At 63.3% G+C, this 13,317-nt stretch carries 13 protein-coding genes; 3 read left to right on the forward strand and 10 right to left on the reverse strand.

Annotated features, from left to right (window positions below; genetic code table 11):
* Window positions 1-49 precede the first annotated feature (49 nt).
* Both ACPWR9_RS16205 and ACPWR9_RS16210 read right to left on the reverse strand, forming a co-directional pair.
* Window positions 50-1,288: a CaiB/BaiF CoA transferase family protein gene (locus tag ACPWR9_RS16205; RefSeq protein WP_426299213.1), complete on the reverse strand. Its 1,239-nt coding sequence runs from the start codon at window positions 1,286-1,288 to the stop codon at window positions 50-52.
* Window position 1,289: 1 nt separating this feature from the next.
* A complete protein-coding gene (locus ACPWR9_RS16210) occupies window positions 1,290-2,069 on the reverse strand; it encodes an enoyl-CoA hydratase/isomerase family protein (protein ID WP_426299215.1) in 780 nt (259 codons plus the stop codon).
* A 209-nt stretch (window positions 2,070-2,278) separates the two neighbouring features.
* Here ACPWR9_RS16210 and ACPWR9_RS16215 point away from each other — a divergent pair, with 209 nt between their 5' ends.
* Entirely contained in the window at window positions 2,279-2,953 is a 675-nt protein-coding gene (locus ACPWR9_RS16215) for a GntR family transcriptional regulator (RefSeq protein ID WP_426299217.1), read from the forward strand.
* 30 nt (window positions 2,954-2,983) lie between these two features.
* Here ACPWR9_RS16215 and ACPWR9_RS16220 read toward each other — a convergent pair whose 3' ends face one another.
* Window positions 2,984-3,724, reverse strand: coding sequence for a GntR family transcriptional regulator (locus tag ACPWR9_RS16220; RefSeq protein ID WP_426299219.1), 741 nt, complete (start codon window positions 3,722-3,724; stop codon window positions 2,984-2,986).
* Window positions 3,725-4,059: 335 nt separating this feature from the next.
* On the opposite strand from ACPWR9_RS16220, the gene ACPWR9_RS16225 reads away from it, so the two are divergent.
* The gene (locus ACPWR9_RS16225) at window positions 4,060-4,818 is read left to right on the forward strand and encodes a 2-keto-4-pentenoate hydratase (protein ID WP_426299221.1); all 759 of its coding nucleotides are present in this window, start codon (window positions 4,060-4,062) and stop codon (window positions 4,816-4,818) included.
* Between the two features lie 20 nt (window positions 4,819-4,838).
* Here ACPWR9_RS16225 and ACPWR9_RS16230 read toward each other — a convergent pair whose 3' ends face one another.
* From ACPWR9_RS16230 to ACPWR9_RS16245, 4 genes are all read right to left on the reverse strand, one after another.
* Window positions 4,839-6,080, reverse strand: a complete 1,242-nt coding sequence (locus ACPWR9_RS16230) for an MFS transporter (protein WP_426299223.1) — start codon at window positions 6,078-6,080, stop codon at window positions 4,839-4,841.
* 293 nt (window positions 6,081-6,373) lie between these two features.
* Window positions 6,374-7,819 (reverse strand): NAD(P)/FAD-dependent oxidoreductase, encoded by a 1,446-nt coding sequence (locus tag ACPWR9_RS16235; RefSeq protein ID WP_426299225.1) that lies wholly within the window; start codon window positions 7,817-7,819, stop codon window positions 6,374-6,376.
* A complete protein-coding gene (locus ACPWR9_RS16240) occupies window positions 7,816-8,124 on the reverse strand; it encodes a (2Fe-2S)-binding protein (protein ID WP_426299227.1) in 309 nt (102 codons plus the stop codon). The genes ACPWR9_RS16235 and ACPWR9_RS16240 overlap by 4 nt, the downstream gene beginning before the upstream one ends.
* Window positions 8,102-9,205, reverse strand: a complete 1,104-nt coding sequence (locus ACPWR9_RS16245; protein WP_426299229.1) for an NAD(P)/FAD-dependent oxidoreductase — start codon at window positions 9,203-9,205, stop codon at window positions 8,102-8,104. Before ACPWR9_RS16245 ends, ACPWR9_RS16240 begins: the two co-directional genes overlap by 23 nt.
* 191 nt (window positions 9,206-9,396) lie before the next feature.
* Between ACPWR9_RS16245 and ACPWR9_RS16250 the strand changes: the two genes are divergently transcribed.
* Window positions 9,397-10,347: a LysR substrate-binding domain-containing protein gene (locus ACPWR9_RS16250; protein WP_426299231.1), complete on the forward strand. Its 951-nt coding sequence runs from the start codon at window positions 9,397-9,399 to the stop codon at window positions 10,345-10,347.
* 122 nt (window positions 10,348-10,469) lie between these two features.
* Here the strand turns inward: ACPWR9_RS16250 and ACPWR9_RS16255 are convergent, their stop codons facing one another.
* The 3 genes from ACPWR9_RS16255 to ACPWR9_RS16265 all read right to left on the reverse strand — a co-directional run bounded on the left by ACPWR9_RS16255 (window position 10,470) and on the right by ACPWR9_RS16265 (window position 13,308).
* Complete coding sequence (locus ACPWR9_RS16255) at window positions 10,470-11,438, reverse strand: LysR substrate-binding domain-containing protein (protein WP_426299233.1); 969 nt, start codon at window positions 11,436-11,438, stop codon at window positions 10,470-10,472.
* 90 nt (window positions 11,439-11,528) lie between these two features.
* Window positions 11,529-12,968 (reverse strand): NAD(P)(+) transhydrogenase (Re/Si-specific) subunit beta, encoded by a 1,440-nt coding sequence (locus ACPWR9_RS16260; RefSeq protein ID WP_150679012.1) that lies wholly within the window; start codon window positions 12,966-12,968, stop codon window positions 11,529-11,531.
* A gap of 1 nt (window position 12,969) precedes the next feature.
* Window positions 12,970-13,308 carry an NAD(P) transhydrogenase subunit alpha gene (locus ACPWR9_RS16265; RefSeq protein WP_150679013.1) on the reverse strand — a complete coding sequence of 113 codons (339 nt, stop codon included), beginning with the start codon at window positions 13,306-13,308 and terminating at the stop codon, window positions 12,970-12,972.
* Window positions 13,309-13,317 lie beyond the last annotated feature (9 nt).

The raw sequence follows: 13,317 nt of genomic DNA on the forward strand, positions 1-13,317 counted from the left end.
AGCGGTGCACGGCGCTTTCATCCTTTGCTGGAAATGCATTCCCATCACGTCAGGCTGCGGTCGCGCGCTCCGCTGCCAACGCATGAATCGCGCCTTGTGCCAGCAAATCGCGGATCTGCGCGTCGTCATACCCGTATTCCGACAGCACATCGAGCGTGTGTTCGCCCAACCTCGGTGCCGGGCCGCCGGTTTGCTTCGGCGTCTCGGAGAACCGGATCGGCAGCCCGATGCTGCGCGTGGGGCCGTCGAGCGGATGCACCGTTTCCACGACCATCTCGCGCGCCACGATTTGCGGATGCACGGCGGCTTCCGAAATCGGCAGCACCGGGCCGACGGGCAACCCTACGGCGTCGAGTCGCTCGACCCACGCTTGCGTCGTGTCACGCAGCAAATAGGCAGTGATCAGCGCCACCAGTTCTGCGCGGTGTGCCGTGCGGCCAGCGTTCGTCGCAAAACGCGGGTCGCCTGCGATCTCGGGCGCATCGAGCACTTGTAGCAGGCGCTCATAGTTAGCTTGATTCGCCGCGCCGATATTGATCCAGCCGTCCTGCGTGCGAAACGCCTGATACGGGGTGCTCGTCGGATTGGCCGAGCCCAGCTTCGGCGGATTCTCACCGCTCGCGAAGAAGTTGGCCGCCGCCCAATACATCTGCTGAAAACCGGCCTCAAGCAGCGACGTATCGACAATCTGCCCCTGCCCCGTGCGTAGCCGATGCGCATACGCCGCCGAAATACCGAGCGCCGCCAGAATGCCCGCGTTGATGTCGGCAATCGGCGAACCCGCCTTGATGGGGGCCTGCCCCGGCTCGCCGGTCACGCTCATCAGCCCCGAGAGCCCTTGCGCGATCAGGTCGAAACCGCCCTTATCGGCATACGGCCCGGTGCGCCCGTATCCGGAGATCGCGCAATAGATCAGCGCCGGATTCGCCTCGCGCAGCGTCTCGTAGCCAAGCCCGAGCTTCTCCATCGTGCCCTTACGATAGTTTTCTGTGACCACGTCGGCGGTCGCCAGCATCTTGCGCAGCACGGCTTTGCCGCCCTCGGTCTTGAGATTGAGCGCGATGCCGCGCTTGTGGCGATTGAGCATCATGAACGACGCCGATTCGCCATGCGGGAGAATCGGCGCGAAACGGCGCGCGTCGTCACCCTCCATCTTCTCGACCTTAATGACATCGGCGCCCATGTCGGCCAGCATCATGCCGCACACGGGGCCCGACATGATGTGCGACAACTCAATCACTTTCACGCCTTGCAGCGGACCGCCTTGCTTTTGAACGGTATCGGTCATCTCAGCGCCCCTCGAACACGGGGGCCGTCTTCGCGAGAAACGCGCGATAGCCCGCTTGAAAGTCTTCGGTGCCGAAGCACGCAAACCCTTCGTCGATCTGCGCGGGTGTGAGCGGTTTCCCGCCGACCAGATCTCGCACAAACCGCTTATGCCAGCGCGCCACGAGCGGGGCGCCCGCAGCGATGCGCTCAGCACTCGCGAGCGCCCCCTCGGTCACCTTTGCGTCGGCAACAACACGCGTGACGAGTCCGATGCGATGCGCTTCCTGTGCATCGAAAATCCGGCCTTCGAGCAGAATTTCGAGTGCGCGCGTCGGCCCCACCAAACGCACCAGACCCGACAACTCCGCATGCGCCATCACAAGCCCCAGCTTGTTGATCGGCGCGCCGAAGCGGCTTGACTCGCCGCAAATGCGCACGTCGCACGACGCGGCAATCTCCATGCCGCCGCCCACGCAAATGCCATGAATCATCGCCACGAGCGGCACCGGACAGTTAGCGAGCGCATCGAGCGTGCGATGCATCAGCGCGCCGTACGTGCGCGCCTGCTCGACATTGGCTCGGTCGGTTTCGAACTCGGCAATGTCGTTGCCCGGGGCGAACGACTTTTCGCCCGCACCGCGCAGCACGATGCAGCGAACGTCCGGCGTCTCGGACAGCGCGAGAATCGTGTCGCCTAGCGCCTGCCACATCGGCTTGGTCAGCGCGTTGAGCTTCTCGGGACGATTGAGCGTTACCAGCGCCACTGCGCCGCGTTGCTCGGTCAGAACGGTCGATGTCACATTGCCTCCTTCGTTCGATGGCTAGCACCCCATGTGCGTTAGCCTATTTTTTGGTATACCAATTTTCGTTAACGATAGAAGCGCCGCGACCAAATTGGCAAGTAATAACCGATCAATTCAGGGTTAACGTGCAATCATCCGTGAATGACGATTGACTGAAAGTGCCGACAGAATCAAAATTGGCATTCCATTTTGAGAACACAGGATTCATGGATACCTCAGCTTCGCTCAATGCCACCGCTTACGAGGCGCTCAAGGCGCGCATCGTTCGCGGCGACTTGCGCCCGGGCGCCCCGCTCGTCGAGCGCACGCTGTGCGACGCCTTGGCGGTATCGCGCACGCCGCTGCGCGAAGCGCTCAAGCGGCTGGCGAACGAAGGGTTGGTGGAGATATCTGAAACACGGCGCGCCCGCGTGGCACGCGTGAGTGTGGACGAGGTGGTGAACCTGCTCGCCGTGATGGCGGTGCTCGAAGGCTTGTCAGGCGAACAAGCCTGCGAGAAAGCGACCGACGCCGATTTCGACGAACTTGCCCGTCTGCAAGCGGAGATGGAAGCGGCTTACGAACGCACCGATCATGCTGCGTATTTCTCGCTCAATCAGCAAATTCACCTGAGCATCTTGCGCATCGCCGACAACGGGCCGCTTGCCGAGTACTTCCATAACCTGAACGCGCGGCTGCGCTATGTGCGCGAACGCCTGACACCGACGCCGGAGCGCTGGCGGCAGGCCGTAGACGAGCATGCGGAAATGCTGGCACTCATGCGCCGACGCGACAGCAAGCGGCTGCGCACGCTCATGGAGACGCACCTGCGCAGCAAGACCGACGCCTATGTCGCCGCGATGCTCAATGAAGGGTTGGTGAGTACTAGCCGGGCGGCTTAGACGATCGCTGCGCTGTCGCCAAATCGTCGCTCAAGCCGCCGCGCGAAGATGCGCCAGCACCACGTTGCACTTGGCCATCAGGTGTGCGCGCAGCAAGCGGCCAAGGGTCACGCCATCGCGCGCGTGCAACGCATTCAGCATGGCGTCGTGTTCTGCCATGGCACGTTCCCACTTGCCCGCGTGCAAATTCGAGCGGAACCGCAACGCCTGCAAGCGCCGGTTGACCGATTGATACATATGAACGAGTGACGGGTTGCGCGCAGCGGCATTGATGCGCTCATGAATGCGACGATTGCATTCGAAATAGCCGGGCAAATCGCCGTGCGCATGACACACGTGCATCGTTGCGTGCAGCGCCTGAATCTCGTCGATTTCCGCTTGCGTGATCCGCTCGCACGCCAACTCCCCCGCCAGCGCTTCGAGGCCGCTGAGCAGTTCGAACGCGTCGGAAATGTCGGCGGCCGAGAGCGTAACGACGCGCGCGCCTCGATTGGGCAGCAATTCGATCAAGCGCTCGACGGCGAGCGCCTTGAGCGCTTCGCGCAGCGGCGTGCGCGACACCCCGAGTTGTTCGCACAACGCGCGCTCGTTCAGATGCGCGCCCGGCGACAACACCCCTTCGGTAATCATCCTGCGCAGGCGATCGCCCACGGCGAGATGCAACGCCTGACGGCTGATCGGCGAATGCGCAGCCGCGTCCACAACGGGTGGCGGGCCATGCGGCGAGTGATCGGGGAAAATGTGCAACGCGTTCAACGGGACGGAGTGCATAGGCTCGGCAAGGTCGCTCGCTTCTGGAAGAGGGTTATCGACACCAGGGACACCGGGCACTGCTTTTTCGTAACGGGCGAAAGCGCGGGCGATAGACATCGCCGATGTGGATCGCACCACACGTGTCACGAAATATTACGAATCATTACACGACGATCGATTCTCGCAGATCGATGTCACTTTGACTACGTTGACTGTTGTTTTCACGCGGTAGACATCATGTTCGCTGCACTGCGCAATTCGCGTTGAATTATGTATACGATTCGTCTGTCTGAATCACTGCCGTTCGCGCGGCAACCGGGCATCGCCCGACCTATATCCAGGAGACTCGCTTCATGCCCGATACCCAAGCCAACGTCGAAGCCCTAGCCCAGTTGCTGGCCGACACCCGCCGCGGCGACACGCCCATCGACTCGCCCGCGGCGCAATTGCAGCCTGTCGATGCCAATGCGGCCTACGCCGTGCAACTGCGCACGCTCGATCTGCTGGGTGAAACGATTGCTGCGTGGAAAGTGGGCGCCAAGGCCCCGATGGATCTGCCGAACTGCGCACCGATTCCCGCGTCTGTCGTGAGTGAAGGCGGCGGCACGCTGGCGTTGAACGACTTCTTCCGTCCCGGTCTGGAATTGGAAGTGGCGTTTCGGCTCGCGCGCGATATCAAGCCGGGGCGCCACGACGAGCGCGACATTTTCTTGCACGTCAGCGAGACGCTCGTGACCATCGAAATCACCGACAGCCGCTACGCCGCGACCGGACTCGATTCACGCTTTGTGCTCGCCGATTTGCAGAACAACGGGGCGCTGATCCTCGGCAGTGGCCGCGACTACGCCAAGTCGCTCAATCTCGATTCGCCGAAAGTGACGTTCACGCTCGACGGCAAGAACATCGCCCCGGCGCGTACGCGCAACCCGGCAGGCGACCCGCGTGCGCTGCTCACCTGGCTTGTGAATTACAACGGCAAGCGCGGTATCACGATGCGTGCCGGTGCCGTCATCACGTGCGGCTCGTACGTGGGCATGATTCCCGCCAACAGCACCGGCGTGTTGCGCGGCACCATCGACGGGGTGGGTGAAGTCTCGGTAACGTTGGGCTAAGTCGTTTTGCGTGGCACGCGTCAATGCTGTGCGGTGCGCCCATCGGCGCCCGCCAGCATCTTGGGCGCGAGCAGCGCAATCGGCACGATGCACAGCAGCCCCGCCGCCAGCGCCACTGGCAAGCTGATGCCATGCGCAATCGCGCCGATCAACACCGGCCCCACCAGCAAACCGAGGTAAGCGAGTCGGGCCATCACGGCAATCGCTTCCGCACTCGCCATGCCAGCGCCGCGAGCGACTTCGCCCGAGGCGGCAAACATCACCGGCATCACGTTCGACAAGCCCAGCCCGGCGAGCGCAAAACCCAGCACGGCCGCGGCAGGCTCACGCCAGACCAGTGCGAGCAGCACCCCGCCGACACAAAGCAGACTACTCACGCGCAGCAGACGCGCGCCACCCATACGGGCACGGATCGGGTCGCCGCCGAAGCGTCCGCCTGCCATGCCGAGCGAAAACGCCGCATAGCCCGCACCGATCCATGCACCCTGCGCAGCGACGACTTCGCGCATGTAGACCGCCATCCAGTCGTACATCGCGCCCTCAACTACCAACCCGAGGAACGCGAGAATGCCGAAACCAGTGAGACGGCGATGCAACTTGCGGCGCGACGCGTCGTCGAGCGCGGGCGGTGGCGCAGCCTTGCGCGGTGAATCGTCCTGCGCCACCGGCGCTTCACCCGGCGCCATATCCGCCTGCATGAAGCGTGCACCGACAAGCATCACAACCGCACACGCCATCGCAGCCAAACCGATATGCCATTGCGGCGAGCCATGATGTGCGAGCCACACCCCGCCCACCAGCGCGCCCGACATCCCGCCCAGACTGAAGCAACCATGTAGCGACGCCATGATCGGCTTGCGGTAGCGCGCTTCCAGCGTGGCCGCCTGCGCGTTCACGGCAACGTCATAGGTGGCGTTCGCGGCGCCATACAAGGCGAGCCATCCGACGAGGCCCCAATAGCTCGGCATCGACAGAATGAATGCGCTCGTGATGGCGAGCGCCATGCCGGAGACGAGGCTCGCGCGCTGGCTGCCCGCGCGACCAATCCAGCGGGCCATGCGCGACATCGTGACGATGGCACCGCCCGCCACGGCGAACATCGCCACCGACAGGCTCGCGTCGTTCAGATCGAACATCGCCTTGACGGTGGGCACATGCACGCCCCACGTCGCATAGAGAAAACCGCTGCAAAACAGTAATGCCATCGTCGCCGCGCGTGCAGGCCAAAAGCCCGTGCGTGGCTTCGCAGAATCAGAAGTCATGGGAGTCTTGAAACTTGGGAGTGACGCAGCGGCAGAGCGTGCCGCGTCATAACGAGAAGAGAGATCAGCTAGCCGTCGGCACGTGGCGCGACTAGCGAATGAAGGCAATTCTAGCGCAATCGCGATGACATTGCCGTGAAGGGACCGCCATTACACCGGTGTCCGACCCATCAATGCTGCGCTGAAAAAAGCTGGCCACCGCGCCGCGCCGGTCAAGTACGCGGGCGGCAGCCAGGCAGGGGAAACGGTTTAGCGCGATGGCGACGCAAATTCAGCGCCTATTCGATGCCGGATCAACGCGGAAATTCCTTCCGCTCGCCGGGTTGTGTCGGCGCAGGCACGGCCATGGCAAGGTCGGCGAGCATTACTGGCTTGAGCGGTGCGCGAATGCGGTAGTAGCCCACATCTGCCACGTCGCGGCCATGTGCCTGCGCGAGCAGCTCCGCCACTGTCAGGCCGCACAGGCGTCCCTGACAAGGCCCCATCCCGCACCGTGAGAACGACTTCGTCTGGTTCGGCCCGACACAACCGAGCGCCGCCATTTGACGCACATCGCCCGCTGTCACCTCTTCGCATCGGCACACTACGGTGTCGTCATCGGCGGGGCGTCGCATCGCATCCGCGGGACGATAAATCGCATCGAGAAACGGCCGAATCGCCGTGTGACGCGCAAGGTCGCGGCGCAACGACAGCGCCGTTGAATCGCGACGCGAGGTATCGATACGGCCAAGCACATGCGCCGCTTGCAACGCTGCGAGCCGTCCCGACGGTTCGGCGGCACGTGCCCCCGCAATGCCACCACCATCGCCCGCGACGAAGATGCGCGGCACGCTCGTCTCACCCCACGCATCGGTGTGCGGTACCCAGCAAAGTTGCGCGTCGTTCCAAACGTGTTCGCACCCAATCGAGCGCGTGATCTGCGTGTTCGGCACCACCCCTTGATGCAGCAACACGAGCGGCGTTTCGATGCGCTTCGTTTGCCCGGCCACACGGTATTGGATAGCTTCCGCGTTATCGCCCGCTTCATTGCCCAGCACACGCAATGCTTCCACGTGCTTCACATGCGCAACGCCCGCAGCGCGAATCGCCCGCAGCAAACCAAGGCCTTTGGCGAGATACCCCGGCGCGCGCAACGCGCCGCCGAGATGACGCAAGGCGTCGCGTTTGGCTTGGCGTTGCGTCGTATCGAGAATCGCGCGAACCGGCACACCCGCACGCAGCATCTGCCATGCGAACAGATAAAGCAGCGGCCCGCAGCCCGCGAGCACAGCGCCTTCGCGCGGTGCCAGCGCTGCCGACTTGAGCAACGTTTGCGCCGCGCCCACGCTCATCACCCCCGGCAGCGTCCAGCCGGGAATCGGGAATGGACGCTCCATCGCGCCGCCCGCGAGCACAATCGCCTGCGCCTCGATCTGCCATGTCCTCGCGCCTTCGCGCGTTGCAAACACGCGGCGGTCCTGCGTGATCTGCCAGACCAGCGTGCGCGGCCAGTAGTCGATATCGGCGTCTTCGAATGCCTGCACCAGCGTACGGCCGTACAGATAGTCGCCGAGCAATGCGGGGTCCGCCAACGGCGACGCGCTCACATTGCGATAGATCTGGCCACCCGGCAGCGGGTTTTCATCGATCACCAGCGGCGTGAGGCCGCGACGCTTCGCTTCGAGGGCCGCCGCCAACCCCGCAGGGCCAGCACCAACGACCAGGAGATCAGTCTGTTTAATACGCGAATTAAGACTCATGCGACATCCCTCGCCCCGTGCATGCGCTGCACTTGCATGCCGTCTTGTACGAGCGTCATACAACCTTGTCGATTCGGCACGCCATCGATGTCGACGAGGCAGTCGAAACAAACGCCCATCAGACAATACGGCGCACGCGGCGCATGGCTCACCGGCGTCTCACGGCAGACCGTGACACCCGCAGCCAACATGGCCGCCGCCACGTTCACGCCCGCAGGCACATCAAACGGCGTGCCGTCGATGACGATGCGCACCGTCGCGCCATCACGGCGCGCGAGCGACTTAAACAGCGAATCGCTGGGCATGGAATGGCTCCAGAAGGGCAGGACGCTCGCCGCCCATGATCCACGGCACGACCGTGTCGCAGTGCGCAGCGGCCAGTGTCACGCCGCTATGACAAGTGGTGAGAAAAGCGCCCGGGCACTCACGCGACGCTTCGTAAATCGGCAGGCCGTCCGAGGTCATCACGCGCAACGCGCCCCACGCACGCACGACGCGCACATGGCGCAATCGCGGAAACGGCGAGATGGCACGACGTGCGATATCGGCAATAACGTCGGGCGTCACACCATCGTCGAAGCCGACGTCCTCGGCCGAGTCGCCCAGCATCACCGAGCCTTCGACGGTCTGCCGAACGTAGATCGTGGGATTCGACAAGAACGGGGCAACGCGCTCGGTCACGAGAATCTGCCCGCGCATCGGGCGCACCGGTGCCGACAGTCCGACCATCGGCGCAAGATCGCGATTCGCGAGCCCGGCGGCAAGCACGACACGGCCAGCATCGAGCGTGCGGCCGCCTTCGATATCCAGGTGAAATGACCCTGCACGCGGCGCGATATTCGTCACGCGGGCGTTCGGCACATACGTTCCGCCCGCCTGTGTGAACGCGGTGAACAGCGCGCGCAGCGTGTAAAGCGGGCTGACGTGACCGTCGTGCGGCGAGTAGATGGCGCCAGCCACGTGATCGCCAATCGCAGGGACGCGCTCGGCGAGGGCGTCGTGATCGAGCACGTCATAAGTTAGCGCTGGCTCGCTCGCTGCGAGTTGCTGCATGACGGCCACTTTGGCAGCCAGTTCTTCCGCAGTCTCGGCGATATTGAATCCGCCCGGGCGCTCGAAGCCGACCGAGACGCCAGTGCGCGCTTCGAGTTCGTCGGCGAACGCCTGCCAGCGGTTGGCGGAATGCAGCGACCAGCGGGCGTAGTTCGGGCAGCTCGCGCCCTTGCCTTGCACCCAGACGAGGCCGAAGTTGCCTCGCGCGGCGCGCAGTGCGTCGTCGGCACCATCGAGCACGACGACAGACTCGCCGCGCCGGGCCAGCCCGTACGCAATGGCCATGCCGACCAGCCCGCCGCCAATCACGGCAATCTCGCTTGTCTTTTGCATCGATGGAGAAGGCTCGGCGACGCAGGCAATACCGGATGTTATGGTTTGCCGCTCATGCGCTCGAGTCTTGATTCATGAGAGTCATGAAGCATCTCCCACGCGTACGCGATACGTCAAATCACATTTTGTGAGAGCGGTATTCATCGATATTATGGCGACGTCGCCGCCCGCGCCTACCTTGCCTCCCCGTCATGAAGATCCGCCAACTCGAAGCCTTTCGCGCCGTGATTCTCCGCCAGACGGTCACGCGTGCCGCGCAAATGCTGCACGTCTCGCAACCCGCCGTCACGCGCTTGCTCAACGATCTCGAAGTCGATGTCGGCTTCGCGCTCTTCGACCGGAGCAACGGACGCTTGCAGCCGACACCCGAAGCGCTCGTGCTGTTCGAAGAAGTCGAGCGTTCGTTCGCGGGGATGGAGCGCATTGCGCAGACGGCAGAGCAAATCAAGTCGCTGCGGCGCGGCTCGTTGCACATCGCAGGTGCGCCCGCCATCGCCCTCGACTTCCTGCCCATCGCCCTCACCCGCTTCTTGCGCGAGCACACGGGCATCAACACCACGCTGCTGGTGCATGCGTCGAACATCGTCGTCGATATGGTGTTGGGCCGCCGCTGCGACGTGGGTTTCATCGCGCATCCGCTCACGCATGCCGGTCTGCACGTTCAGCCGTTGTTACGCGTACCAATGCAATGCGTGCTGCCGAAGGGGCACCCGCTCGCGGCGCGCGAGGTCATCACGCCGGAAGATTTGCGCGGGGAAGCGTTCGTCTCCTTCCCCATGGAGTCGGATGGACGTCACGACATCGACCGCGTGTTTGCCGAGCACGGCGTGGATCGCGTCATGAGCGTCGAGTCGCAACTCTCCGCCGCCGTGTGCACGCTGGTCGAGCATGGCGCGGGCGTCTCGATCGTCGACGGCATCACAGCATCGTTCGCGAGGCAGCGCGTGGAAGTCAGACCGTTTGCGCCGCAAATTCTGTCGACGTTCTCCGTCGTGACGTCACTTCACCCCCCGCCATCGCAACTTGCGCAAGCCTTCGTCGAGCACGTTCGTACCACGCTCGACACGCAAGGCTTATCCACAGATTTTGTTCACAAGCCTGTGGACAACCCCACCCAAAGCCTTGGCAAATCGTTGATTTAATTAGGAATGCGGGTGGAATGCAGCGGCGCGTGCAGCCGTGGTCAGCGAAGTGTTCGCTAACTTTCGATGAATATGGCGCATGCCGGTGACAGATTCGGCACGCGCCACGCCATACAAGGCGATCAGGCCTTGCCGCTGGCGGCTTCAGCAGCGGCAGTGGCTGCGGTCACAAACGCCTGCGCGTCGCCACGCAGTTGTCCGTTGCGTTCACGCACGACGCGATGAATCAGCTCCCACATCGTTTGAGCGACGGGCGAGAGCGAACGGTTCTTGCGACGCGCCAGGACGATGGCGCGCTCGAACGCGGGCAAGAGCGGTCGCACGGCAAGCGTCGAATTCTCCGGCAACGGCAGCGCGAACGGCGGCAGGATACTGACGCCCAGCCCTTCCTGCACCATGCGGAAGATCGTGCTCACATGCCCCAGCTCCTGCGTGATGGTGCCCTGCACTTTCTGCGTGGTCAGTGCGCGATCGATCAGCGGACGGCTGCCCGAGCCCTGATTGAGCAATACCAAGTTCTCGCCCGACAACTCCGACCAGTGCACGGCCGCTTGCGTGGCGAGCGGGTGATCGTTGCGGCACACGAGGCAGAACGGCTCGCTCATGAGCAATTCGGTGTAGAGATCGTCGGCCCCTTGCGGCGCGACGACGATACCGAAGTCCACGTCGCCCGCACGCACGCTGTCGAGGACTGCGCGTTGCATCTGATCGACAAGGGCGAGCGCGATATCCGGATACGTCGCTTGCGACGCCAGCAGTACGCGCGGCATCAGCGTGGCCGAGATCGTGGGCGCTGCGCCGACGCGGACCCTGCCGGTCGTGCGCGCTTCGGCGCCATGCGTTTGCAGCAGCGCGATTTCCAGTTCGTCGAGCACGCGATCGAGGTTGCCCGCAAGCGTCACCCCGGCATCGGTGAGCGATACCTCACGCGTGGTACGGTCCACGAGCCGCAAGCCGAGTTGCGCTTCGAGTTCGTTGATGCAGCGGCTGATGGCCGGTTGAGTCAGGCCGATCTCGGCGCCCGCGCGGCTGAAGTTCTTGCTGCGCGCCACGACCATGAAGACCTTGAGTTGTCTCAGCGATACGTTCATGTGCTAGTGCCCTGCCAATAAGTAAGCCAACGAGCCACCACGGTGGCGCTGGCGCGCCGAAGAGACCGGCGCGCCCCGAGACACCTGCCGTCAGGCCGCTGCCTTGACCATCTCCTCCACGACCTTCTTCGCGTCGCCGAAGACCATCATCGTCTTATCGAGATAGAACAACTCGTTATCCAGCCCGGCGTAACCGGCGGCCATCGAGCGCTTGTTCACGATGATCGTCTTGGCCTTGTAGGCTTCAAGAATCGGCATGCCAGCGATCGGCGATTGCGGATCGTTCTTGGCCGATGGGTTCACCACGTCGTTCGCACCCAGCACCAGCACCACGTCGGTCTGACCGAATTCGCCATTGATCTCGTCCATTTCCAGCACTTGATCGTAGGGGACTTCGGCTTCGGCGAGCAGCACGTTCATGTGACCCGGCATACGGCCAGCCACCGGGTGAATGGCGTAACGCACGCTCACGCCCTTCTCCACCAGCTTGTCGGTCAGTTCCTTCAAAGCGTGTTGGGCACGGGCGACGGCCAAGCCATAACCCGGCACGATCACGATCGATTCGGCATTGCTCATGAGGAACGCTGCGTCGTCAGGCGAGCCCGACTTCACCGGGCGTTGCTGCTGTTCGCCACCTGCTGCGGCTGCACCAGCCTGCGCGCCGAAGCCGCCGAGAATCACGTTGAAGAACGAGCGATTCATGGCCTTGCACATGATGTACGACAGAATCGCGCCCGACGAACCCACCAGCGAACCCGCGATGATCAGCATCGGGTTATTCAGCGAGAAGCCGATCCCTGCGGCGGCCCAGCCCGAGTACGAGTTCAGCATCGACACCACCACCGGCATGTCGGCACCGCCAATCGGGATGATGATCAGCACGCCCAGCACGAAAGCGATGGCGGTCATGGCAACGAACGGCGTCCAGCTTTGCGTGACGAAGAACGCGCCGCCAAAGGCGAGCATTGCGATCGCCAGCGCCAGGTTCACCATGTGCTGGCCTTTGAAGACCACCGGTGCGCCTTGGAACAGGCGGAACTTGTACTTGCCCGAGAGCTTGCCGAAGGCGATGACCGATCCCGAGAACGTGATCGCGCCGACGAACGTGCCAATGAACAACTCGATGCGGTTGCCCGGCGGCAGCGGTTGGCCCGCGGCCACGATGCCGAACGCTGCCGGTTCTGCCACGGCTGCGACGGCGATACACACGGCAGCCAAACCGATCAGCGAGTGCATCGCTGCGACCAGTTCCGGCATCTTCGTCATCTCGACCTTGCGAGCGACGTAAGCACCGATACCGCCCCCAACCACGAGACCCGCGAGGATCAAGCCAAGGCCCGAGTAGTTGCCGCCCGAGAGCTTGCGCAGCTCGAAGATCAGCGCGAGCGTGGTCAGCGCGGCAATCGCCATACCGATCATGCCGAACGCGTTACCGCGTCGCGCCATGCGCGGATTCGACAGGCCCTTGAGCGCCTGAATGAAACAGATCGACGCGACCAGATACAACAGCGTCACAAGATTCATGCTCATGTCAGTGGGCTCCCTTAGCTGCCGAATCATTGGCAGCCTTAGCAGGCGCCTTGTCTTTCTTCTTGAACATCTCGAGCATGCGTTGCGTCACGAGGAAGCCCCCGAACACGTTCACAGCGGCCAACGCCACGGCAACAACGCCCATCGTCTTGCCCAGACCGCCTTCGGTCAGGCCAGCGGCGAGCATCGCGCCCACGATGACGATGGCCGAAATGGCGTTGGTCACCGCCATGAGCGGCGTGTGCAGCGCCGGTGTGACGTTCCACACCACGTGGTAGCCGACGTACACCGCCAGCACAAAGATGATCAGATTGATCACCGTGTGATTGATCATTTCCATTCTTTTGTC

Origin of the sequence: Pandoraea pneumonica (assembly GCF_049918595.1) — a bacterium.
GTDB lineage: Bacteria > Pseudomonadota > Gammaproteobacteria > Burkholderiales > Burkholderiaceae > Pandoraea > Pandoraea pneumonica_A.